Annotated in this window: 16 protein-coding genes; 10 read left to right on the top strand and 6 right to left on the bottom strand. The window is 64.2% G+C overall.

All coding sequences use genetic code 11. From position 1 onward, the window contains the following. Positions 1 to 75 precede the first annotated feature (75 nt). A complete protein-coding gene (locus tag P0D96_RS39625; RefSeq protein WP_408319239.1) occupies positions 76 to 870 on the top strand; it encodes an SDR family NAD(P)-dependent oxidoreductase in 795 nt (264 codons plus the stop codon). A gap of 71 nt (positions 871 to 941) precedes the next feature. Here P0D96_RS39625 and P0D96_RS39620 read toward each other — a convergent pair whose 3' ends face one another. Then, positions 942 to 1,325, bottom strand: a complete 384-nt coding sequence (locus P0D96_RS39620) for a tautomerase family protein (protein WP_408319237.1) — start codon at positions 1,323 to 1,325, stop codon at positions 942 to 944. A gap of 101 nt (positions 1,326 to 1,426) precedes the next feature. On the opposite strand from P0D96_RS39620, the gene P0D96_RS39615 reads away from it, so the two are divergent. Both P0D96_RS39615 and P0D96_RS39610 read left to right on the top strand, forming a co-directional pair. Further along, complete coding sequence (locus P0D96_RS39615) at positions 1,427 to 2,278, top strand: LysR family transcriptional regulator (RefSeq protein WP_408319235.1); 852 nt, start codon at positions 1,427 to 1,429, stop codon at positions 2,276 to 2,278. An 85-nt stretch (positions 2,279 to 2,363) separates the two neighbouring features. Next, positions 2,364 to 3,287 (top strand): HTH-type transcriptional regulator ArgP, encoded by a 924-nt coding sequence (locus tag P0D96_RS39610; RefSeq protein WP_408319234.1) that lies wholly within the window; start codon positions 2,364 to 2,366, stop codon positions 3,285 to 3,287. A gap of 7 nt (positions 3,288 to 3,294) precedes the next feature. Here the strand turns inward: P0D96_RS39610 and P0D96_RS39605 are convergent, their stop codons facing one another. Beyond that, a complete protein-coding gene (locus P0D96_RS39605; RefSeq protein WP_408319232.1) occupies positions 3,295 to 3,876 on the bottom strand; it encodes a hypothetical protein in 582 nt (193 codons plus the stop codon). Positions 3,877 to 3,988: 112 nt separating this feature from the next. Here P0D96_RS39605 and P0D96_RS39600 point away from each other — a divergent pair, with 112 nt between their 5' ends. Together P0D96_RS39600 and P0D96_RS39595 are read left to right on the top strand one after the other, a co-directional pair. Next, a complete protein-coding gene (locus P0D96_RS39600) occupies positions 3,989 to 4,426 on the top strand; it encodes an MbcA/ParS/Xre antitoxin family protein (protein WP_132383684.1) in 438 nt (145 codons plus the stop codon). Beyond that, the gene (locus P0D96_RS39595; RefSeq protein ID WP_408285045.1) at positions 4,423 to 5,124 is read left to right on the top strand and encodes an RES family NAD+ phosphorylase; all 702 of its coding nucleotides are present in this window, start codon (positions 4,423 to 4,425) and stop codon (positions 5,122 to 5,124) included. The genes P0D96_RS39600 and P0D96_RS39595 overlap by 4 nt, the downstream gene beginning before the upstream one ends. A 56-nt stretch (positions 5,125 to 5,180) precedes the next feature. Here the strand turns inward: P0D96_RS39595 and P0D96_RS39590 are convergent, their stop codons facing one another. The 4 genes from P0D96_RS39590 to P0D96_RS39575 form a co-directional block, all read right to left on the bottom strand. Next, positions 5,181 to 5,918 carry a metallophosphoesterase gene (locus P0D96_RS39590; protein WP_408181650.1) on the bottom strand — a complete coding sequence of 246 codons (738 nt, stop codon included), beginning with the start codon at positions 5,916 to 5,918 and terminating at the stop codon, positions 5,181 to 5,183. A 145-nt stretch (positions 5,919 to 6,063) separates the two neighbouring features. After that, on the bottom strand, positions 6,064 to 7,488 hold the full coding sequence (locus P0D96_RS39585) for a c-type cytochrome (RefSeq protein WP_408319230.1): 1,425 nt from the start codon (positions 7,486 to 7,488) through the stop codon (positions 6,064 to 6,066). Between the two features lie 19 nt (positions 7,489 to 7,507). Then, positions 7,508 to 9,109 carry a GMC family oxidoreductase gene (locus tag P0D96_RS39580; RefSeq protein ID WP_408181654.1) on the bottom strand — a complete coding sequence of 534 codons (1,602 nt, stop codon included), beginning with the start codon at positions 9,107 to 9,109 and terminating at the stop codon, positions 7,508 to 7,510. Positions 9,110 to 9,225: 116 nt separating this feature from the next. Next, entirely contained in the window at positions 9,226 to 9,807 is a 582-nt protein-coding gene (locus P0D96_RS39575; protein WP_408181656.1) for a sugar dehydrogenase complex small subunit, read from the bottom strand. A gap of 361 nt (positions 9,808 to 10,168) precedes the next feature. On the opposite strand from P0D96_RS39575, the gene P0D96_RS39570 reads away from it, so the two are divergent. The 5 genes from P0D96_RS39570 to glgX all read left to right on the top strand — a co-directional run bounded on the left by P0D96_RS39570 (position 10,169) and on the right by glgX (position 22,732). Continuing rightward, the gene (locus P0D96_RS39570; protein WP_408181657.1) at positions 10,169 to 10,834 is read left to right on the top strand and encodes a DUF1345 domain-containing protein; all 666 of its coding nucleotides are present in this window, start codon (positions 10,169 to 10,171) and stop codon (positions 10,832 to 10,834) included. Between the two features lie 466 nt (positions 10,835 to 11,300). Then, complete coding sequence (locus tag P0D96_RS39565; RefSeq protein ID WP_408319229.1) at positions 11,301 to 14,741, top strand: alpha-1,4-glucan--maltose-1-phosphate maltosyltransferase; 3,441 nt, start codon at positions 11,301 to 11,303, stop codon at positions 14,739 to 14,741. Beyond that, positions 14,738 to 18,202, top strand: a complete 3,465-nt coding sequence (treS, locus tag P0D96_RS39560; protein ID WP_408319227.1) for a maltose alpha-D-glucosyltransferase — start codon at positions 14,738 to 14,740, stop codon at positions 18,200 to 18,202. The genes P0D96_RS39565 and treS overlap by 4 nt, the downstream gene beginning before the upstream one ends. Next, positions 18,195 to 20,405 carry a 1,4-alpha-glucan branching protein GlgB gene (gene glgB, locus P0D96_RS39555; RefSeq protein WP_132383666.1) on the top strand — a complete coding sequence of 737 codons (2,211 nt, stop codon included), beginning with the start codon at positions 18,195 to 18,197 and terminating at the stop codon, positions 20,403 to 20,405. The genes treS and glgB overlap by 8 nt, the downstream gene beginning before the upstream one ends. Before the next feature lie 107 nt (positions 20,406 to 20,512). Continuing rightward, positions 20,513 to 22,732, top strand: coding sequence for a glycogen debranching protein GlgX (glgX, locus tag P0D96_RS39550; protein ID WP_132383664.1), 2,220 nt, complete (start codon positions 20,513 to 20,515; stop codon positions 22,730 to 22,732). Positions 22,733 to 22,796: the final 64 nt, after the last annotated feature.

Genomic DNA, 22,796 nt, shown 5'->3' with positions numbered 1-22,796 from the left:
CCCCCCCCCCCTTTTTTTTTTGCGGGGGGGGGGGGTGGCCGCCCCCCCGCCGCAACGTCAACAAGGAGCAAGACAGTGAACATCGATCTATCGGGCAAGACCGCTATCGTCAGCGCATCCACGGCGGGCATCGGGCTTGCGATCGCCACCGGCATTGCCGCGTCAGGCGCGCAGACCATTATCAACGGACGCAAGCAGGAAGCGGTGGACCGCGCGATCGAGACGATCCGCAAGACCGCGCCGCAAGCGAAATTGCAGGGCTTCGCGGGCGACCTCGGCACGCTGGAAGGTTGCGACGCGTTGGCGAAAGCCGTGCCGCAGACGGATATCCTGGTGAACAACCTCGGCGTCTTCGGACCCGGCGACATCTTCACCACCGAAGACGACGACTGGGAGCGCTACTTTCAGGTCAACGTGATGTCGGGCGTGCGGCTCACGCGCCACTACCTGAAAGAAATGATGGAGCGCAAATGGGGCCGCGTGGTGTTCATCTCGTCCGAGTCGGCATTGAATATTCCGCCGGATATGCTCGCCTATGGTTTTTCGAAGACCGCGCAATTGAGCATCGCGCGCGGCATCGCCAAACAGGCGGCCGGCAGTGGCGTGACAGTGAATGCCGTGCTGCCCGGACCGACCCTGTCCGACGGCTTCCGTTCGATGGTCGAAGACACCGCGAAAGAGCAAGGTAAAACCGTCGAACAGGTCGCCGCGGAGTTCGTCCGCGAGCACCGAAGCAGTTCGATCATCCAGCGCGCGGCCACCACCGAGGAAGTGGCGAACATGGTCGTCTACGTCTGCTCGCCGCAGGCCTCGGCGACGACCGGCGCGGCGCTGCGCGTCGATGGCGGCGTGATCGATACGATTGCGTAACGTTGCCGCTTTTCTAACGAACGACGGGCGGCATGGCCGCCCGTCTTCACGTCACGTCATGGCCGCAATCTTCACAACGCGTACTGCGCGATGCCGTTGCCGAACGACCAGTTCTCCTTCAGCACCTCGACGAGATTGATGAATACATCCTCGCGTCGCAGCCCGGGCGATTCCGCCAGTTCGTCCGCCATACGCTTGTACAGCGCCTTCTTCATCTCAAGCGTGCGCGTGTTGTTCAGCGTGATCTGAATGATCACGAGATCGTCGCTTCGCTGCACGTTCAGATACTGGTTGTCGTACACAAAATTGCCGGCGTCATGCTCGGTGATCAGCATGAAGATGTCGTCCTTCGGCACGTTGAAGGTGTCCACCAGCGAACGCTGGATGCTCTGCGTCACCGCCTTCCGGTATTCGGCGGACTTGCCTGCGCGCAATGCGATTCGTGTGAGCGGCATGATGAAACTCCTTGGCTGCGGTTGACTGGGTAAACACAGCTTAGGCGCACTCAGTCATAATGAACAGACATCATTGATGATTTCATCTATATCCATCGAAAATGAAAGTTCTCGATCTCGACGCGGTTCGAGCGTTCGTTCTGGTCGCCGACCTGCATAGCTTCACGCGTGCGGCGGATGCGCTCGACACGACCCAATCGGCCGTCAGCCTCAAGCTCAAGCGGCTGGAAGCCCATCTGGGCAAGCAATTGCTCGAGCGTACGCCGCGTGTGGTGCGCCTGTCCGCAGACGGCAATGCGTTCCTCAGCGCCGCGCGCGACCTGCTGAACGCGCATGACCGCGCGCTGGGGTCGCTCTCGGTCGAGCGCCGGCGGCTCGCGTTGGGGCTCAGCGAGCATGTCGCGGGACCGGACTTGCCGCTCCTGCTCGGCAGGCTCAATGCGCACGATCCGGGGCTGGTGATCGAATTGCATCTGGGCATGTCCGCCGCGCTGCTCGCGCAATTCGACGAACGCCGCCTCGACGCGGTGATCGTCCGCTATGGCGCCGACGAACCGCCACGCGACGACGCCCAGGTGCTCTTTAGCGAACCGCTCGGCTGGCTCGCCACGCCGGCGTGGTTGCCGCGAGTCGGCGAGCCATTGGCGCTGGCGCTGTTGAGCCCGCCGTGCAACGTGCGCGACGTGGCACTGCGAGCGCTCGCGCAGGCGGGCGTTGGCTGGCAGGAAGTATTCGTCGGCGGCGGCGTGGCGGCCGTCGGCGCGGCCGTGGCGGCGGGCCTGGCGGTGTCGCCGCTGGCGCGCCGCGTGGCGCCGCGCGGCCTGATCGACGTCGGCGCGCGGCTCGGTTTGCCGGCGCTGCCGGAATCGCGCGTCACGCTGCATTCGCGGGTCAGGGACGAGCGGTCGGCGGAGACCTTGCGGCTGGTGACCAACGGGTTGGCGATGCAATGACAAAACGACTCACCGCCTTCCCCCGCGGATAAACTTCGCCGCCTTTCGCTTAAGCTAGAAAAGTTATCCCTTTCAAAGTAGATCCGTGGACCTCGACCCTCGACAAACCGCCGCCGTCCGCGCGGTCATCGAAACCGGCAGCTTCGAGCAGGCCGCTGTGCGGCTGAATCTCACGTCGTCGGCGGTATCGCAGCGTGTGCGGGCGCTCGAAACACGGCTGGGCAACCCACTGATCGTGCGCACGCGGCCGTGCCGTGCGACGCAGATGGGCCAGCGTCTGCTGCAATATCTGCGGCGCGCCGCCCTGCTCGAAGACGATTTCGCCAGCGATCTCGCACGTGCCGACGAAGCGCTCCTCAGCGTCGCCGCCGCCGTCAACGCGGACACACTGTCGACGTGGTTTTTCCCCGCCCTCTCCGACATCCTGCTGCAAGAAAACGTGCTGCTCGACCTGACCGTCGACGACCAGGACCACACGCACGCCCTGCTCGCCAACGGCCTCGCGATCGGCTGCATCACCACCGAACCGGCGCCCATGCGCGGCTGCTTCGCCGAACGACTCGGCGCCATGCGCTACCGGCTGGTGGCGTCGGCGGCGTTCGTGCAGCGATGGTTTCCAAATGGCTTGACGCGCGAAAGTGCGCGGCGCGCGCCGGTGATCCTGTCCTCACGCAAGGACGCGTTGCAGGCGCGTTTTCTCGAGACGCGCTTCGGCCTGCCGCCGGAAGCCTATCCCTGTCACTACGTGCCCGCGCCGGTCCCGCGTTACATGGCGATCCAGCGCGGCCTGGCGTACGGCATGGTGCCCGAACTGGAATTCGGCGATGCGTTAGAGCGCGGCGATCTGATCGACCTGGCGCCGAAGCAGCCCACCGACGTCGAGTTGTACTGGCACGCGTGGAAGGTCCAGTCGCCGCGCCTGGAAAAGCTGTCGGCGCGCATCGTCGAACTTGGGCGCACCGCGTTGGGGGCGCCAGGCAGCAAACCGAAGCGCAAACGCGCGGCTTGACCGCGGATCAGTGAAGAATCGGCGGCAGCGAACCGCTGCTGGCCGTGGCGGGATTGCTCGTTGCGTTCGCCGGATTGGCTTGAACGTTTGCGGACGGCGCCGGCACATTCACGTGGGATGCAGCCGGTTTCGCCGCGCCGGTTTTCGCCGCGACCTTAGCCGTTTGCGGGTTAGCCTGACGAGCCGGGACCACCAGATTCGCGTGCACGACCTTGCCCTGGCTCGGTTGGGTCTGGACGAACTGCGCGTGCGGCTTTTTACTCTGCGCCATCGCGGTCGCTTTCGATTGGGTTTTGCCTCCATGCGTCGCGCTGATCCCGCTCTTCGGGGCGCCCTTGGCCGCCACCTTCTTCACGCTGGCGCGCGCCGCCGGCTTGTTGCCATGCCCCGTCGTCGCTGTCACGTGCTTCGAAGCGGCCTTCGACGCTGTCTTCGAACCGGCGCTAGACTTGACCCTCTTGCCCGGCTTCGTGACATGCCCGCTCGCCTCCGGCGGATTCCATACTTCGGCATAACCCGCGGCCATGGCCGCGCCCGACACACACCACACGGCAAGCGCCGCTCCTGCTGCAACTGCTCGAACGCCCATCTCCTGCTTCTCCTGATCTTCGACTTTATGACGAGCCCGGATTATATTCTCTTGCAAAAATCCACATTTAGACTAATATCAATTTCAAGTACAAATTAGGACTTACCCGCTCATGGCTCACGCTGCCCGTGCCACCCAGCCCGAAGCGCCGATTCGTCGGCCAGTTTCGGAACCCACGCTAACGGAAATGTCCGCGGCGGGTCTACGCGCGTTCTTCAAAATCGCGCACGACTGGGACCTGAACGCGGAAGAACAGATCGTGCTGCTCGGCTCGCCGGGCCGCTCCACCTACTTCAAATGGAAGTCGGCGCCTGAAACGGCCCGCCTCGGGCGCGACACGCTAGAACGCCTGTCACTGCTGCTCGGCATCTATAAAGCGCTGCAAATCCTGTTGCCGCAAGCCAGTGCCGCCGACACCTGGATCAAACGTCCCAACAGCGCGCCGCCGTTCGGCGGCCGCCGCGCGCTGGACCGCATGCTGGCGGGCAACATCAGCGACCTCGTGGCCGTGCGCCAGTATCTGGACGCAATGCGAGGCGGCTGGGCGTGACACAACCGCATTGGCAGGACCGCTGGCGCACGGCGCCGCTCGATTGGTCGCCCGCGTATCGCGTGATTCCGACGCGCTTTCCGGCCGTCAATCTGTTCGACCGGGTCGCTTCGCCGGAAGATTTCGACGCCCTGTACGCGCTCGAAGCCATGACCAACGACCGTCTGCGCACCGAAGTCGGCGAGCTCGATCTGGTGCCGCGCGAAGAACGCCGTTTCGGACCGGGCTACGGGCCGATCATGGCCGCGTTGACGCATCTGAATCCGCTCGGCAGCCGTTTCTCGGACGGCACATACGGCGTGTTCTATTGCGCGCGCTCACGCGCCACCGCGATCGCCGAAACGCGTTATCACACAGGGAAATTTCTGGAAGCGACGGCCGAGCCGCCCATGCGCCAGCAGATGCGTCTTTACACCGTCGCCGCGCAAGGCAGCGTGGTGGACATTCGCGGCGACGCTTCGGTGGATCTCGCGGTGCTGTCGCCGGATGACTATCTGGCCGGACAGTCTCTCGGCCGGGCCATCCGCGAGGGAGGTGCGCCGGGTATCGTGTATCCGTCGGTACGGGATGACGGCGGCGAGTGCCTCGCCGCGTTCAAAACAACGCTGCTGCGCGACTGCCATCACGCGGCGTATCTGGAATACAACTGGAATGGCACGAGCGTGGATATGGTGTTCGAACTCAGCCAGGTCGGCTGATCGCTCGGCCTAAATGGACTGCGCGTGGCCTGCGCGCGCAGTCGCCAACGCCGCCGTCAAGGCAGCGCCAGCGCCGCCGCGCCTTCCGCGCGGGCCTCTTCGGTCGAGACGGACCAGCGCCGCAAGGCCAGCGGCTCCACGATCGTGAGCTTGCCGCCTGGCCCGAACGCGCCGGTGTCGATGAACACCTGTGAGCCGACCTGCTTGATGTCGCGCATCGGCGTGTGGCCACAATAGGTCAGCGAGAGACCGCGCTGCCGCTGCGGATCGCCGTTGCCCAACGCCAGGTCGCGGCCCCACAACAATCGCTGGCGGGTGTCGGCGGAGAAATTCCCCGCGTCGAGCTCCGCGTCCGAGCCGAAGAATTCGGCATGCAGAATATTGAAGCGCTCCTTGCCGCTGCCGACCACGCGCGCAAGCGGCAACCCGCGCACGATTTCTGCGTAATGCTGCAAGCGTTCGTCGGATAGCTGCGCCGCCCAGATGCCGCCGATTCCGTACCACCATTGACGCCGCAAGCGCCCGTCGGCGACCGCGCACAGCGTGTCTTCGTGATTGCCGAGCACGGCGAAAAACCACGGCTTGTCGAGCAGCGCCAGAGCCAGTTCGGAATTCTCGCCACGATCCACCAGATCGCCGACCGAGAAGAGCCGGTCGCGCTCCGGGTCGAACGTGATCACGCGCAGCAGATAGCGCAATGCATCGACGCAGCCATGCAGATCCCCGACCACGAAGTCGCGGCCGCTCCGGTTGGCCGGGTGATGCTGGACGGAATTGACGAGTACGGTAGCCATGCGTTCATGATAATGCGGCATCCGCAATGCGTATGCGCGCTGCCTATCGTTTCTTGGCGCCGTGGAGGGCGAGAATGACGCAAATCAACGCAAAAGCGCCATGTTTCCGGCAGGCCTTACCGGAAACACGCCGTCTGCGCGGTCACTATTGCTGAGTTCGCAATTTGCCGATCTGATCAGCCGTCACGGTCGATTGGGGATTGCCGAACTGTCTGGTCACATAGTTGGTGATGGCGGCCACCTGGTCGTCGGTGAGCTGGCTGGCGAATGCGGGCATCAACACGTCCGCCTGTTTCGTCGTACGGGTGACGCCGTGCAGGATCACCATCGCCAGATTGTTGGCGTCGCTCGCACCCACCACGGAGTTGTGAATCAGCGACGGATACGCACCCGGCGCGCTCGCGCCCACGCCTTGACCCGTCCAGCTATGGCAGCTTGCACAATTGGCGACGAACAGTTGCGCACCGTTCACGGCGTGGACGGCGGTGCCGCGCAGCGCCGTGACGTCGTCGGCGGGATTGCCCCATTGGTCGCGCGGGCGTGATTCGCCGCCGCTGATCGGCGGCACCGCGCGCAGATACGCGACGATCGAGCCGAGATCCTCGCGCGTCAGATACTGCGTGCTGTCGGCTATCACCTCGGCCATCGGACCGGCCGCATTGGCACGGCCCGGTGCCGCGCCGGTCGACAGATACGACACCAGTTCGTCGTCGCTCCAGTTACCCACGCCGCTGTTCTTGTCCGACGTGATGTTGTACGCGTGCCAGCCGGCCTGCACCGCGCCGGAGAAACGCGAACTCGTCTTCAAGCCCTGCGTGAAATTGCGCGGCGTATGGCATTCCTCGCAATGCGCGAGCCCTTGTACCAGATACGCACCGCGATTCCACTCGGCGCTTTGCTTGGGATCGGGCACGAAGCGGCCCTCGGTGAAATTGAACAGGTTCCAGAACACCATCAGCCAGCGCTGATTGAATGGGAATTTCAGGCTGTTGCCGGGCGGCGTGTAGTGGATCGGCGTGAGCGTGTTCAGATACGCGCGAATCGCCAGCACGTCCTGGTCGGTGACCTTGGTGTACTCCGCATAAGGGAAGGCCGGATACAGGCGCTCGCCGCCTTTGCCGATGCCCTCATGCATGGCGCGCAGAAAATCGGCGTCGCTCCATTGGCCGATGCCGGTGTCCGGATCGGGCGTGATGTTCGGCGTCACGATGGTGCCGAACGGTGTGTTGATCGGCAGCCCGCCCGCGAAGGGCCGCGCTTTGTCCGCCGTGTGGCACGCCACGCAATCGCCGGCGCGCGCGAGGTATTCGCCGCGCTTGACCAGGTCGCCGCCGGCCGCCGTCACCGGCAAGGCCGCGCCGCTGATCGCTTGCGAGGCGTCGTCGGCGCGGGCCTGCGTGATCGGCAGTTCGTCGTTACGTTGCGTGTCGGGGCCGTGCGCCTCATACCAGGCGACGTACAGCGCGAACAGCGAAAAAATCGCGGCCAGCGTCGCGACTCTGAGGTGGCGGCGGCGGGCGTTCCGCGCAAGCGCCTCGAGCGGCTGCACGCGAGAGGTGTTCTTCGTCATTGTGGCTCTCCGTTCACGCTCAGATTTCACGCTTGAGCTTGTCGGCCAGCTTCAGCGACAGGGCCGCGATCGTCAGCGTGCAATTCACCGAGGCCGCGGTCGGCATCACGCCGCTGCTGGCGATGAACAGATTGGAGTGGTCATGCGTGCGGCAGTCCGCATCGACGACCGAATCCGCCGGATCGCTGCCCATGATCGTGGTGCCCATGATGTGATTGTTCGGCGCGAAGGTGTCGTCGAAGGTGACCTCGGCGCCGCCGAACAGCGCGGCGATTTGCGCGTACAGTTCGTGCGTATTGGCCGCGCTTTTCTTCACGTAGTCGTTGATCGAGTAGTAGATTTCCGGCTGCGGAATGCCGAGCGCATCCTTGTGATCCGCCGACGGTACCACGCGGTTCTGCGGCTCCGCCAGGTGCTCATGGAAGCTGTTGATATTCAGCGTGCGCGCCGCGCGGTCGCGTATCTGCCGGTCGAGTTCGGCGCCGGTCAGGCCTTTTTTCAGGAGATCGGCGGTCACGCTCATCGTGGGCACGCCGTTCGAGAGATGCAGCTTCTTCGCGGCGTAGTCCGAACGGAACGCGCCATCGCGGAAGTTGACGATCGAGGTCATCTCCATCGGTCCGCGTCCCGGCCACAGCGGTTCATTGGCGAGGAACGCGACGCCCGTGCCCGGATGATCCATCAGGTTGCGGCCCACCTGATCGGAACTGTTGCCGACGCCGTGCGGGAATTTATCGGACGTCGACATCAGCATCAGCTTCGGCGTTTCGATGCCGTTCGCGGCAAGCACGAACAGTTTGCCGCTCACGCGCGTGCTGTTGCCGTTCGGGTCCTTGTAGTGGACCGCGGTGATCAGCCCTTTGTTGTCCGCTTCGACGCGATACACCACCGCTTCGGGAATCAGTTTCGCGCCGGCCTGTTCGGCTTTCTCCGCATGCACGACGCCGTTGTACATCGCGGCGATCGGGCAGATCGGCATGCAGTTGTTGTTGCCGCAGCAGGTGGGCCGCGCGTCGTACGGACGGCTGTTGCGGGCCACCGGCTCGGGCACGACCTTGAAGCCTTGCGCATTGAGCACGTCGCTGAAACGCTGATCCATGTACGAGAGCGGAAGCTGGCCCATCGGATACGGTTTCGAGCGCGGCGAGCCGAGATCGATCGAACTGCCGGGACCCGACACGCCGAGCTGCACTTCAGCCGCCGAATACCACGGCTCCAGCGTTTCATACGGATAAGGCCAGTCGCGTCCCACGCCGTACAGCTTGTGCAACTGGAAGTCCGACGGCAACAGCCGCCATGCGGCCGCCGCCCAATGCCAGGTCGTGCCGCCCACCAGCCGCAGGTACTGCGAGCTATACGGATAGTCGCCTTTCTGGATCAGATAATTGTTGGCGGGCGCGTACTCGGGATGCGGCGCATAAGGCGTCGATGGATACGGCGTCGCGAAATCCGACTTGACTGGCGAGTTGCGGAAGTTCTCGACGATCTGCCAACGCGGAATGCGCGGCCCGGCTTCGAGCAGAATCACCGACGCGCCGGCCAGCGCCATCTGATGCGCAACCAGTCCGCCCGCCACGCCCGAACCGACTACGACGATGTCGGCGGAATTTGAGTTTGCCATTGTTGCCCTCTTGTGCAGAGCACTTATCTTTGTTTGCGTTGTTTGCTGTACTCGCGTGCCGCCACTGCGCCGAATGACTCAATCGAACAATGCGGCACGCGCGAGACGAACATCGCTCACGCGCTCAACGGTTTCTTCGTCCAGTAGAACGGCACGTCCCGGCAATAGGACGGAATCGTGAGCACGTCCTTGACGGGCTCGAACATCAACGCTTTTTCATAAGCAACCACGTCCACATGCGGCATGTCGCCGACAAGGCCGAGATACCACGCGCGCATGATCGCGCTCACGGATTTCGCGAGCGCGGGCTGGTCGACTTGCAAAGCCTGCGTGACGGTATCCGACGGTACGCCGCCATGACCTTGCAGCCATGTGTTGAGCGCGGCGACGTTCTGCGTGAACTGACTGTCGGATTTGGCGAGGGCGTCGTAGACGCGTTTGCCGAGCGGGGCGTCGAAGCCCGTACGGCCGGTGAGACGCTGCGAGAGTGCAAGGAATGCGTCGAGCCCGCCGCCCGCGGGCGTATCGGCAAACGCCGGGGCGATCCATGAGAGCGAGCGGCCGGCGCCGGCAAACGCGAGCGCCGCGGCTGCGGCGCATGCACCGAGCACCCACGCTCTGCGCGAGGCGGACGACGACAACTCTGCTGGATGCGTCACTTCGTGGTGCGCATCATTGTTGTTGGGTACATCTGTCATGGGGACTCCAGATGGTGAGTGATTCTCAACTTGCCTCGCGACCCTGGCGTGATGCCATTCGCGCGTGGCGTCGATCTCTACCCCAAACCTGGCCTAAGCGCCGCTTGAGCGGTCTTTTGTGAGCCCGCACGCACCCAGTGCGAGCTGAGCTACGTGGTGCTGATGACATCCGTATGAAACCGCATGCACGGCATGGCATGCGCGGCAAAAAAAAGCCGTGCCGCCTGCCAATCGCCTTTCAACTGAAAGCGGCGCGCAAGGGCGTTGCGAAAGACTATAGCCTGTGACCCGCCCATTCGACAAATGGTGGTCCAGGCGCGGGTAGAATCCGCGACAGCGAGAGCCCCACACCCTACATTCCATGCTCACAAAATACTATCCACAGGTTCTTCGCAATCGACCGCGCATGCTGGTCGGCCTTGCGCTCGGCATCATCGCCGCGCTGGCCGTGCCCGCCCACACACGCCCGATGGTCCGCGTGTTGGCCGGTTGGGACGCGGCCATCTGGAGCTATCTGGCGATGATCTGGGTGCACATGGCCGTTGCCGACGAAGGCCGCGTGCGCGAATTCGCCCGTCGCGACGACGAGAACGCCGGCGTGGTGCTGATGGTGATCTGCGTGGCGACCATTGCGAGCATTGCCGCCATCGTGCTGGAACTGGCCTCGGCCAAGGGGACAGCCGGCGCCTCCACCGTCTGGCACTACGCGCTGACGGGGCTCACGATGTTCGGCGCATGGTTCTTGATCCCGACCATCTTCACGCTGCACTACGCGCGGATTTACTACGACACCGACGCAAAGGAAACGCCGCTGCTATTTCCCGACCATGCGCTCCAGCCGGACTACTGGGATTTCCTGTATTTCTCGTTCACGATCGCCGTAGCGTCGCAAACCTCTGACGTGGTGCTGCGCTCGCGTTCGATTCGCCGCGCCGCGCTCGCGCAATCCGTCCTGTCGTTCTACTTCAACGTGGCGGTGCTGGGTTTGTGCGTGAACATCGCGGCGGGCTTGCTCGGTTCTTCGTAATACTGTCGACACAAAGCCTCTCACGAATACCCTCGCCGAATGACACTCCGCCTTTTGCGGGCATCGCCCCGACCCTGACGCGCCACGTGTAAATCCCGGACCGCGGCCGCCCGTTTTACACGCGGCGGCCGTCCGTGCAACGCGTCTTGGCGCCTCGCGCCTTCTTTCGCACTTGCCTCCGAAGCTTGCTGCAGTGCGTACGCTCACCCCTCCATCGCTGCCGTCCGAGCCGCACTGGCACAGCGTTTGCTGCGTCTTCCGAATCGATCTGGCCGGCCCGTGCAATCGACGCCTGGCGTCAAAGCACCCTTTACTGGCCAGCGGCGTGACGATCTTTGCACTACATTGACCAGTACGCGCCTTCGCTTGACGCATCGCGCGGTATCCGGCTCTGGAAGCCCAATGAGCGCTGTGATCGCATGCCACTTGCATCCACACCGCAGCAGGACGAATCTGGAAACGATCGATGGAACCTCGAAACGGGTACGCGCCGCGGATTTACTTTTTTCATTCACTTCTGGTTGGGCCGCTCGATGCATGGCCTGCGCAGTTCGCGCATGCAGCCGCGCTGGGCTTCGATCACGCGCTGATCGGCAGCCTCTTCGCGCCTGGACGAGCCGGCCACGGACAGGTGGTCGGCAACCACGCCCGCCTGCATCCGGTATTCGAGACCCAGCAGCCCGCCAGCGAGGCGATACGCACGCTCGCGAGCGCCGCCAGTCAGAACGGCCTGACCTTGCTGGTCGATCTGGTGATCGACCGGATGGCCGCCGATGGCGCGCTGTACGCCGAACATGCCGACTGGTTCCACCCATTCGAGTCTGAAGAGGCGCGGCTCGACCCCCGCCACGTGCATCGCGAGGACAACGTCGCGTATGCCAACTTCAACGACGCCGGCAGCAGCGCCGCGTTGGTCGGCTGGTGGACGCAGCAGTTGCTGGCGCTCGCCGAGGCCGGCGTGGGCGGCTTCCGGTTCGATTCGCCGCATCGCGTGCCGGCCGCCGTCTGGCGGCAATTGGGCGACGCGGTCCGCGCGCAGCATCCCGAGGTGCGTTTTCTCGCCGCCACGCCCGGCCTCGCTCGCGGCGATCTGCTCGGCCTGCAAGGCGCCGGCTTCGACAGCGTGTTCTCGTCGGTGCGCTGGTGGGACTTTCGCGCAAGCTGGATGGTCGAGGAACATGCCGCGCTCGCGTGCATCGGCGCGCCGATCGCGTTTCCCGAAGCGCCTTACGGTACCCGCCTCGCCGCCGAGTTGAGCGATTCGCACGACGCCGCCATCGTCGAGCGGGCCTACCGGCGCGCGTTGTTCACGTCGGCCGCCATCGGTACGGGCTGGATGATGCCAATGGGTTTCGAATACGGCATCACCGAGCCGATGTCGCAAACGCGCGGCGATGCTTCGCAGTTCGCCCTCGCGGTCCAGGCGAAGCATTTCGATCTCTCGGAACGCATCACGCACGCCAACCAGGTGTCGCGCAATACGAAGACGCTGCACGCCAACGGTGAATTGCGCCCGCTCAGCGGGCCCGGCGCACCCGCGGCGGTGTTGCTGCGCGCCGACCAGCCCGACCTGCGCGAGGCCGACGAAGCGATTTTGATCGCGATCAATCCCGAACTCGGCGCACCGGTACGCGTCGACCCCGCGCGCTTCCTGGCGGGCGTGCCGGGCAACTTCACACGCTTCGTGCCGCTCGATGCGCCCGCCAGCGCCTCACCCGTTACGCTGACATCGTTCACGCTCGCGCCCGGCGCGGTCGGACTGTTCCGCGCGGTCACGGAGAAGCCGATCCGTCTCGCGCCACCCATCGACAAGGCGAACAGCAAGCGCAGCGGCCGCAAGACCGTGATCGAGGCGCTAAGCGCGCCGCGCGTGGCGATCGAGAGCGTGACGCCTTCGGTCGACAACGGCCGCTTCGCGGCCAAGCGCAGCGTGGGCGAACGCGCCGAAATCACCGCCGCGATCTTCGCCGAAGGTCACGACAAGATCGCCGCCGCCGTGATCTGGCGCGCCGCCGACGAAACCGCCTGGCACGAAGTGTTGATGGAACCGGCCCAACCCGCCGGCCTCGACATCTGGAAGGCGCGCATTCCGCTCGAACGCCTCGGCCGGCACGAATTCACCGTGATCGCCTGGCGCGACGACTTCGCTTCGCTGGTCGAGCACGTCCAGAAGAAGCTGAAGGCGGGACAGACCGTCGAACTCGAACTGGACGAGGCGTCGCATCTGTTCGCGCTGGTGCTCGCCGAGGTCGAAACCGCGGAAGGCGCGGTCACCGAACCGCTCGAACATATCGTCAAGGTGTTCACCAAGGCCGACCCGGAAACCAAGCTCGCGCTGCTGCTCGCGCCGACCACCGCGAAAGCGATGACCGCCGCGCGCCACCGGCCGTTCCTGAGCCGCGATCCGGTCATCTACAAGATCGACGCCGACCGCACCGCCGCGCGCTTTGCCAGCTGGTACGAAATCTTCCCGCGTTCGATGAGCGACGACGAATCGCGCCACGGCACCTTCGCCGATGTCACGACGAAGCTGCCGCGCATTCGCGACATGGGTTTCGACGTGCTGTATTTCCCGCCGATTCACCCCATCGGCGTGGCGAATCGCAAAGGCCGCAACAACACGCTGAACGCGCAGCCGGGCGACGTCGGCAGTCCGTATGCGATCGGCGGGGTCGAAGGCGGGCACACGGCCGTGCATCCGCAACTCGGCACGCTCGACGACTTCAAGGCGATGCTTGCCGCCGCGCACGCGCATGGCCTCGAAATCGCGCTCGACTTCGCGGTGCAATGCTCGCCGGATCACCCGTGGCTCAAGGAGCATCCGACGTGGTTCGCGTGGCGCCCCGACGGCACGCTGCGCTACGCGGAGAATCCGCCGAAGAAGTATCAGGACATCGTCAATCCCGACTTCTATGCGCACGACGCCAAGCCCGATTTATGGCTCGCGCTGCGCGACGTGTTCCTGTTCTGGATCGAAGCGGGCGTGCATATTTTCCGCATCGACAATCCGCACACCAAGCCGCTGCCGTTCTGGGAGTGGGTGATCGGCGATATCCGCGCGCGCTATCCCGACACGATCTTCCTCGCCGAAGCCTTCACGCGGCCGCGCATGATGAACCGGCTCGGCAAGATCGGTTTCTCGCAGTCGTACACGTACTTCACGTGGCGGGAATCCAAGCGCGACTTCATCGAGTACATGACCGAGCTCACGCAAACCGGCGCGCGTGATTCGTACCGGCCGAACTTCTTCGTCAATACGCCGGATATCAACCCGCGGCATCTGCAATCGCAAGGGCGCACGGGTTTTCTGATTCGCGCCGCGCTCGCCTCGACGCTGGCCGGTTTGTGGGGCGTGTACAGCGGTTTCGAGCTATGCGAGGCCGCCGCGCTGCCGAACAGCGAGGAATATCTCGACTCCGAGAAGTACCAGTTGCGCGCGTGGGACTGGAACCGGCCCGGCAACATCGTCGGCGAGATCACTGCGCTGAACCGGATTCGCCGTGCGAACCCGGCGCTGCAAACGCATCTCGGCCTGACGTTCCTGCCCGCGCACAACGATCACATCCTATTCTTCGAGAAAGCGACCGAATCGCGCGACAACGTGATCCTCGTCGCGATCAATCTCGACCCGTTCAACGAACAGGGCGCGGATATCGAATTGTCGTGGGAGACTCTCCAGAAATGGAATCTGCACGACCACGGCCCGCTGGAAGTCACCGACCAGATGACCGGCGCGCGCTTCGAATGGCACGGCCGCTGGCAGCACGTCCAGCTCGGGTCGGGCCAGCCGTTCTCGATCTGGCGCATCGCGCCGCTCGGCGGCCTGCCCGCTGAACGGCCGGATGAAGCCGACAGCGACTATCACGCAGACGCTGGCAACCCAACCTCAACGGAAGGTGCGACATGAAGCGTGACGACCCGGCTCAAAGCACGACACAGTCACCGGTGGGCAATGTCCCTGGCAACACGGCCAAGCCGCGCACGAATCGGCGCGGCAAACCGGCGGCCTTGAGCGACGATCCGCTCTGGTACAAAGACGCGATCATTTATCAGGTGCACATCAAGTCGTTCTTCGATGCGAACAACGACGGCGTCGGCGATTTTCCCGGCCTGATCGCGAAGCTCGACTACATTGCCGAGCTCGGCGTGAACGCGATCTGGCTGCTGCCGTTCTATCCATCGCCGCGGCGCGACGACGGCTACGACATCGCCGACTACCGCAACGTGCACCCCGACTACGGTCAGATCGCCGACGTGAAGCGCTTCATTCAGGAAGCACACGCACGCGGCATTCGCGTGATCACAGAACTGGTGATCAACCACACGTCGGATCAGCACCCCTGGTTTCAGCGCGCGCGCCGCGCGAAGCCGGGTTCGAATCACCGCAACTACTACGTGTGGTCCAACACCGATCAGAAATACCAGGAAACGCGGATCATCTTTATCGACTCGGAGCCGTCCAACTGGACGCACGATCCCGTGGCGGGCGCGTATTACTGGCACCGTTTCTACTCGCATCAGCCCGACCTGAATTTCGACAATCCGGCCGTGCTGAAGGAAGTGCTGCAGGTCATGCGCTTCTGGCTCGATATGGGCATCGACGGGCTACGGCTCGACGCGGTGCCATATCTGGTGGAACGTGAGGGCACGAACAACGAGAATCTGCCGGAAACGCACGAGGTGCTCAAGAAGATTCGCGCCACTATCGACGCCGAGTATCCGAACCGGATGCTGCTCGCCGAAGCCAACCAGTGGCCGGAAGACGTGAAGGAATACTTCGGCGATGAAGACGAATGCCACATGGCATTCCACTTTCCGCTGATGCCGCGCATCTACATGTCGATAGCGAGCGAAGACCGCTTCCCGATCACCGACATCATGCGGCAAACGCCGGACCTCGCCGAAACGAACCAGTGGGCGATTTTCCTGCGCAATCACGACGAATTGACGCTGGAGATGGTCACGGATTCCGAGCGTGACTATTTGTGGAACACCTACGCGAGCGATCGCCGCGCGCGGCTGAATCTCGGCATTCGCCGCCGCCTCGCGCCGCTGATGGAGCGCGACCGCCGCCGTATCGAACTGATCAATTCGCTGCTGCTCTCCATGCCGGGCACGCCCGTGATCTATTACGGAGACGAACTGGGCATGGGCGACAACATCCACCTCGGCGATCGCGACGGCGTGCGCACGCCGATGCAGTGGTCGTCGGATCGCAACGGCGGATTTTCGCGCGCCGATCCTGAGCAACTGGTGCTGCCGCCGGTCATGGGCTCACTGTACGGTTTCGACGCAGTGAATGTGGAAGCACAAAGCCGCGACCCGCATTCGCTGCTGAACTGGACCCGGCGCATGCTCGCCACGCGCCGCGCGAAACAGACGTTCGGGCGCGGCACGATCCGTTTCCTGAAGCCGGAAAACCGCAAGATCCTCGCGTATCTGCGCGAAATGCCTGGCGAGCCGCCGATCCTGTGCGTGGCGAATCTGTCGCGCGCGCCGCAAGCGGTGGAGCTCGATCTGTCCGAGTTCAACGGCTCGGTGCCGATCGAAATGACCGCCGATTCCGTGTTCCCCGCCATCGGCCAACTGACGTATCTGTTGACGTTCCCGCCGTACGGCTTCCTGTGGTTCCTGCTGTGTGAGGGCAGCCAGCGTCCGACGTGGGCACAGGCCCATTCGGAGTCGCTGCCGGAATTCGTGACGATCGTGATCCGCGAAGGCCAGGTCGGACCGACGCCGGAGAACGTACGCCTGCTCGAATCCGAAGTGCTGCCTTCGTGGCTGAGCCGGCGCCGCTGGTTTGCGTCGAAGGATCAGAAGCTCAATGCGGTGCGGCTCGCGGCGTTGACCACGATTCCGCACGGCGGTTTCGCCTTCACCGAAATCGAGGCGGACGTAGGTGGTCACACCGAACGCTACGTGGTGCCGATCGCCATCACGTGGGGCGGCGAAACGACTTTCCCGTTGTTCAAGCAACTGGCCTTCGCGCGCGTGCGGCGCGGCCGCAACGTGGGACATCTGACGGACGCCTTTGCGTTGCCGATCTTCGCGCATGGCGTGATGCGCAAGCTGCGCGAACGCGCCGTGGTGCCGACCGTGCAGAAGAGCGAAATCAAGTTTCTGCCGACTGAGCGTTTCGCCGAACTCGAGGGGCTCGGCGAGCGGCCGGAGATCCGCTGGCTCGCGGCGGAACAGAGCAACAGTTCGTTGATCATCGCCGATGCGGTCGTGCTGAAACTGGTGCGCCGCCTCGTGAGCGGCGTCCATCCGGAAGCCGAAATCAGTCGGTACCTGACGCAATTGGGTTACGCGAATACCGCGCCGCTATATGGCGAAGTGGTGCGCGTCGATCCCGAAGGCGTGCCGCATACGCTGTGTATTCTGCAAGGCTATATCGAGAATCAGGGCGACGCGTGGAACTGGTCGCTCGACTATCTGCGCCGCTCCGTGGACGAACTCGCGATCGCCGTCGATACCGAATCGCAATCGGCGTCGGACCGCACCAACGAGGCGATTCTGGTGGAAGGCTACAGCACGTTGGCCGGCATCATCGGCAGACGGCTGGGCGAATTGCACGTGACGCTCGCCTCGCCGACGGACGACCCGGCGTTCGCGCCGGAACCCGCCAGCGCGGAGCAGGTGAAGGCATGGGTGGACGGCACGCAGGCGATGCTCGCCAGCGCGCTCGATCTGCTCGCGCCGCGCATCGAGCAGATGAGCGATCCGGAAACCAAGGCGCTGGCGCAAAGCCTGATCGACCGTCGCAAGGAACTGGTGGCCGTCGTCGACAAGCTGGTTTCCGCCGACGCGGGCGCGCTGCGCATTCGCATTCACGGCGACTTCCACCTCGGCCAGGTGCTGGTCGCGCAAGGCGACGCGTATCTGATCGACTTCGAAGGCGAGCCGGCACGCACGCTCGAAGAACGTCGTCAGAAGTCGAGCCCGCTGCGTGACGTGGCTGGCCTGATGCGCTCGCTGTCGTACGCAAGCGCCGCTGCGCAGTCCACCACGGAGGCCGCGCCGCAACAGACCGCCGATCGCAAGCGCACGCTGTTCGACCGTTTCCGCGCGTATGCCACCGAGACGTTCCTCAGCGAGTACCGCGCGGCTGCCGCGCAAGCGTCGACGCCGCTCGTCGCGCCCGAAGCCGAACAGGCCTTGCTCGATCTGTTCCTGATCGAAAAAGCCGCCTACGAAATCCGTTATGAAGCGGCCAACCGCCCGACGTGGCTCAGCTTGCCGGTACGCGGCCTCGCCGCGCTCGCCAGCCGTTTGCTCGGCGACACCGGCGCACACGGCCACGATTCTTCAACCCAGGCGCCAGGCGCCGCCACGCCGCCTAACCCGGCCGAGGGCGACTATGAGTGAGCATGATCCGGCCGTAGGCCTTCAACCGCTCGAGATCGACGCGCTCGTCGAAGCGCGCCACCCCGATCCTTTCTCACAGCTCGGGCTGCATCAGACGAACGCGGGGCCGGTGGTGCGCGCACTGTTGCCGAACGCCGCGCACGTCAGCGTGATTTCCCGCGCCGACGGTGCGTTGCTCGGCGAGCTCGAACAGTTGCGGCCGGGCCTCTTTGCAGGCCGCGTCACGGCCGCGGCGCCGTACCGTTTGCGCATCGACTGGCATGGCGTGGTGCAGGAAATCGAGGACACATATTCGTTCGGTCCGGTTCTCGGCGACGAGCCGCTCGGCCGGCTCGCCGGCGGCGATCCGTACGCGGTGCTCGAATGCCTCGGCGCCCATCCGATGGAATTCCACGGCGTGCCGGGCGTGCGCTTCGCCGTGTGGGCGCCGAACGCGCGGCGCGTTTCGGTGGTGGGCGACTTCAATGCGTGGGACGGCCGCCGTCATCCGATGCGGCTGCGGCATCAGGCCGGCGTGTGGGAATTGTTCGTGCCGCGCGTCGGTCCAGGCACGCGCTACAAATACGAGCTGCTCTCGCGCGACGGTCATCCGCTGCCCCTGAAGGCCGATCCGTGCGCGATGCAAACGGAAAAGCCGCCGGGCACCGCGTCGATCGTTGCGCATGTCGACGAAATCGAGCAGTTTCCGTGGACCGATCACGAATGGATCCAGTCACGCGCCAGCAAGCAGACGCCGCGTTCGCCAATCTCGATCTACGAAGCGCATGCCGAGTCCTGGCTGCGCGTCGCGGAACAAGGTCAGCGCGGACTCGACTGGGATGAACTCGCGGAGCGGATGATTCCGTACGTGAAAAGCATGGGCTTCACTCACGTGGAGTTCATGCCGATTGCGGAGCATCCGTTCGGCGGATCGTGGGGCTATCAGCCGCTTGGGCAGTTCGCGCCGTCGGCGCGCTTCGGCAAACCCGAACAGTTCGCAAGATTCGTCGACAAGGCGCACGAAGCCGGACTCGGCGTGATTCTCGACTGGGTGCCGGCGCACTTTCCGAACGACGCGCATGGCCTGATCGACTTCGACGGCACGCCGCTCTACGAGCACGCCGACCCGCGCGAAGGCTATCACCAGGATTGGAACACGATGATCTACAACCTCGGCCGCAACGAGGTGAGCGCGTTCCTGGTCGCTTCAGGGCTGGCGTGGTTGAAGCGCTATCACGTCGACGGGTTGCGCGTGGATGCGGTCGCATCCATGCTGTACCGCGACTATTCGCGCGCCGCTGGTGAGTGGGTGCCGAACATTTACGGCGGCCGCGAGAACCTCGAATCGATTGCGTTCCTCAAGCGCCTGAATCACGAAGTCGGCTACGTGCCGGGCGCGCCGGGCGCAATCACGATCGCCGAGGAATCGACCGCGTGGCCAGGCGTGACGGCGCGTGTCGAAGACGGTGGCCTCGGTTTCCAGTTCAAGTGGAACATGGGCTGGATGCACGACACGCTGCACTACATGGAAGAAGATCCGGTCTACCGCCAATACCATCACCACATGCTGACGTTCGGCATGGTGTACGCGTATTCGGAGCGCTTCGTGCTGCCGCTCTCGCACGATGAAGTAGTGCACGGCAAGGGGTCGCTCCTCGGCAAGATGCCCGGCGACAGGTGGCAGAAGTTCGCCAACCTGCGCGCGTACTTCGGTTTCATGTGGACGCATCCGGGCAAGAAGCTGCTGTTCATGGGCGGCGAATTCGGCCAGATGGCGGAGTTCGATCACGATACGTCGCCGCATTGGCATCTGCTCGACGATTCGAATCACCACGGCGTGCAGAAGCTGGTGCGCGACCTGAACCGGTTGTACAGCGAAGAGCCCGCGCTGTATCTGCTCGATTGCGAGCCGGGCGGCTTCGAATGGCTGATCGGCGACGACAGCGGCAACAGCGTGTTCGCCTATCGCCGCACCGATGGCGCGGGCCGCGAACTCGTCGTAGTGTGCAATATGACGCCGGTGCCGCGGGTGGGTTACCGGATCGGCATGCCGCGCGGCGGACGCTGGTCGGAAGTGCTCAATACGGACGCCGGCGTGTATGGCGGCTCGAACATGGGCAACGGCGGCGTGATTCACACCGACTCCCAATCGAGCCATGGCTGGCCACATTCCGCTTCACTGACGCTGCCGCCGCTTGCGACGATCGTATTGCGCGCGGATTGATGGAGGTGCTGTGAAGCGAGCGCGCGGCGTGCGAAATCTTCGCGCCGCGCGCTCGTTGCATGAAGACCCACGACAGCGTTCAACAATCAGAACAAGGAAGGGGAATCATGTCGCATGCAATGCCCGACCGGCTTCTGCCCGGTTCGCCGTATCCGCTCGGCGCCAGCTGGGACGGCCTCGGCGTCAACTTTGCGGTGTTTTCGGCGAACGCGCAAAAAATCGAGCTTTGCCTGTTCGATCCGACCGGCCGCAAGGAAATCCGCCGCTTCACGCTGCCCGAATGCACCGACGAAGTCTGGCACGGCTACCTGCCCAACGCGCATCCGGGCACCGCTTACGGGTTTCGCGCGCACGGGCCGTATCAGCCGCAGCATGGGCATCGCTTCAACCCGCACAAGCTGCTGCTCGATCCGTACGCGCGCAAACTGGTCGGACAGTTTCGCTGGTCGGATGCGCTGTTCGGTTATCGCGTGCATTCGAATCGCGCTGACCTTTCTATCGACCGGCGCGATTCGGCGCCGGCCATGCCCAAGTGCGTGGTGATCGACGAAGCGTTCGACTGGTCGCACGACAAGCGCCCGAATGTGCCGTGGGGCGAAACCATCGTCTACGAAACGCATGTGCGCGGCGCCTCGATGTTGCGCGCCGATTTGCGTCAGCACGAACGCGGCACGTTCGCGGCGCTGGCTTCGCCGGAGTTCATCGAGCATTTGCTGAAACTCGGCGTGACCGCCGTCGAATTGCTGCCCGTGCATGCGTTTCTCAACGACCGCTTCCTGGTGGAACGCGGGCTGCGCAACTACTGGGGCTACAACACGGCGGCATTTTTCGCACCGGAGCCGTCGTATCTGAGCACGCACCGGCTCGACGAAATGCGCATCGCCGTGCGTCAGTTGCACGCGGCCGGCATCGAAGTGATTCTCGACGTGGTCTACAACCACACCTGCGAAGGCAACGAGATGGGGCCAACGGTGTCGTGGCGCGGCCTCGACAATGCCAGCTACTACCGCCTCATTCCCGGCGACGAGCGTCACCATATCAACGACACAGGCTGCGGCAACACGGTGAATCTGCCGCATCCGCGTGTGCTGCAAATGGTGATGGATTCGCTGCGCTACTGGTCGACCGCTTTCAACATCGACGGCTTCCGTTTCGATCTCGGCGTTACGCTCGGCCGTGAGCAGCACGGTTTCGACCCTGGCTCCGGTTTCTTCGACGCGTTGCGCCAGGACCCGATCCTGTCGCAACGCAAGCTGATTTCCGAGCCTTGGGATATCGGACCGGGCGGTTATCAGCTAGGCAATCATCCGCCGGGTTTTGGCGAATGGAACGACCGTTTCCGCGACACCGTGCGCCGTTTCTGGCGCGGCGACGCCGGTTTGCGGCCCGATCTCGCCGCGCGTCTGACCGGCTCGGCCGATCTGTTCAATCGACGTTTCAGGAAGCCGTGGGCGTCGGTCAATTTCGTCACGTCGCATGACGGTTTTACGTTAGCGGATGTCACCGCTTACGAGCAGAAGCACAACGAAGCCAATCGCGAAGACAACAACGATGGCCACAACGAGAACTGCAGCCGCAACTGGGGCGTGGAAGGCCCGAGCGACGACCCCGCGATTCTCGCCACGCGCAAACGCGTGGCGCGCTCGCTGATCGCCACGCTGCTGATGGCGCTCGGCACGCCGATGGTGCTGGCCGGCGACGAATCGCTGCGCACGCAGAACGGCAACAACAACGCGTACTGCCAGGACAACGAAATTTCATGGCTCGACTGGGAACGCGCTGAATCGCCGGACGGGCAGCAGATGACCGCGTTCGTCGCGCGCGTGATCGCGCTGCGCAAGCAACATCCGCTGTTGCGCGAAACGCGCTTTCTATTCGGCGATCGTGAAGTGTTGCCCGGCCTGTTCGACGTGGGCTGGTTCGACGAGCACGGCGACCCGCTCACCATCGAGGCCTGGCAGGATCCCGAAGGCCGCGCGTTCACGCTGCGGCGCGCGGGTCCAGGCTTAAACGGCGAAACAGAAGTATTGTTGATGATGCTCAACGCCAACGAGGAAACACTGCGTTTTACGCCGCCCGCCCCGCACCTGGAATGGCACGTGCTGTTAGACACTGCTGAGCCGGAGAGCACGCCGCATCGGCTGGCGGTTGGAGAGGTCGAAGTGGCCGCGCATAGCCTCGTGATGCTGGCTGCGCAGCCGGTGGGCGAAGCGGATTGGCAGGCGGGCTGGAAGGCCGGCGCGCAGCACGGACCGCGGCTGTTGACTGCACTTCCGCCCGATCCTGGTGCGCATCCGCCCAGTAGCGATATGTCGCCGACTACTTAGGGGTAGCGGCGCCGCGAGCGACGCATAACACGCGGCTCGAAAGCAAAACTGAATGGTGACGAAT

The sequence above is a fragment of the Paraburkholderia sp. RL17-347-BIC-D genome, from assembly GCF_046027915.1.
GTDB lineage: Bacteria > Pseudomonadota > Gammaproteobacteria > Burkholderiales > Burkholderiaceae > Paraburkholderia.
The sequence above is the reverse complement of the archived record's forward strand: the minus strand, read 5'-3'. Positions and strand labels throughout refer to the sequence as shown.

What these genes read in the sequence shown, in the direction of transcription:
- P0D96_RS39620 (WP_408319237.1), bottom strand. Translation starts at nt 1,325, where the DNA reads ATGCCGCTCACACGAATCGCATTGCGCGCAGGCAAGTCCGCCGAATAC.
- P0D96_RS39615 (WP_408319235.1), top strand. Translation starts at nt 1,427, where the DNA reads ATGAAAGTTCTCGATCTCGACGCGGTTCGAGCGTTCGTTCTGGTCGCC.
- P0D96_RS39605 (WP_408319232.1), bottom strand. Translation starts at nt 3,876, where the DNA reads ATGGGCGTTCGAGCAGTTGCAGCAGGAGCGGCGCTTGCCGTGTGGTGT.
- P0D96_RS39600 (WP_132383684.1), top strand. Translation starts at nt 3,989, where the DNA reads ATGGCTCACGCTGCCCGTGCCACCCAGCCCGAAGCGCCGATTCGTCGG.
- P0D96_RS39590 (WP_408181650.1), bottom strand. Translation starts at nt 5,918, where the DNA reads ATGGCTACCGTACTCGTCAATTCCGTCCAGCATCACCCGGCCAACCGG.
- P0D96_RS39585 (WP_408319230.1), bottom strand. Translation starts at nt 7,488, where the DNA reads ATGACGAAGAACACCTCTCGCGTGCAGCCGCTCGAGGCGCTTGCGCGG.
- P0D96_RS39580 (WP_408181654.1), bottom strand. Translation starts at nt 9,109, where the DNA reads ATGGCAAACTCAAATTCCGCCGACATCGTCGTAGTCGGTTCGGGCGTG.
- P0D96_RS39575 (WP_408181656.1), bottom strand. Translation starts at nt 9,807, where the DNA reads ATGACAGATGTACCCAACAACAATGATGCGCACCACGAAGTGACGCAT.
- P0D96_RS39570 (WP_408181657.1), top strand. Translation starts at nt 10,169, where the DNA reads ATGCTCACAAAATACTATCCACAGGTTCTTCGCAATCGACCGCGCATG.
- P0D96_RS39565 (WP_408319229.1), top strand. Translation starts at nt 11,301, where the DNA reads ATGGAACCTCGAAACGGGTACGCGCCGCGGATTTACTTTTTTCATTCA.
- treS (WP_408319227.1), top strand. Translation starts at nt 14,738, where the DNA reads ATGAAGCGTGACGACCCGGCTCAAAGCACGACACAGTCACCGGTGGGC.
- glgB (WP_132383666.1), top strand. Translation starts at nt 18,195, where the DNA reads ATGAGTGAGCATGATCCGGCCGTAGGCCTTCAACCGCTCGAGATCGAC.
- glgX (WP_132383664.1), top strand. Translation starts at nt 20,513, where the DNA reads ATGTCGCATGCAATGCCCGACCGGCTTCTGCCCGGTTCGCCGTATCCG.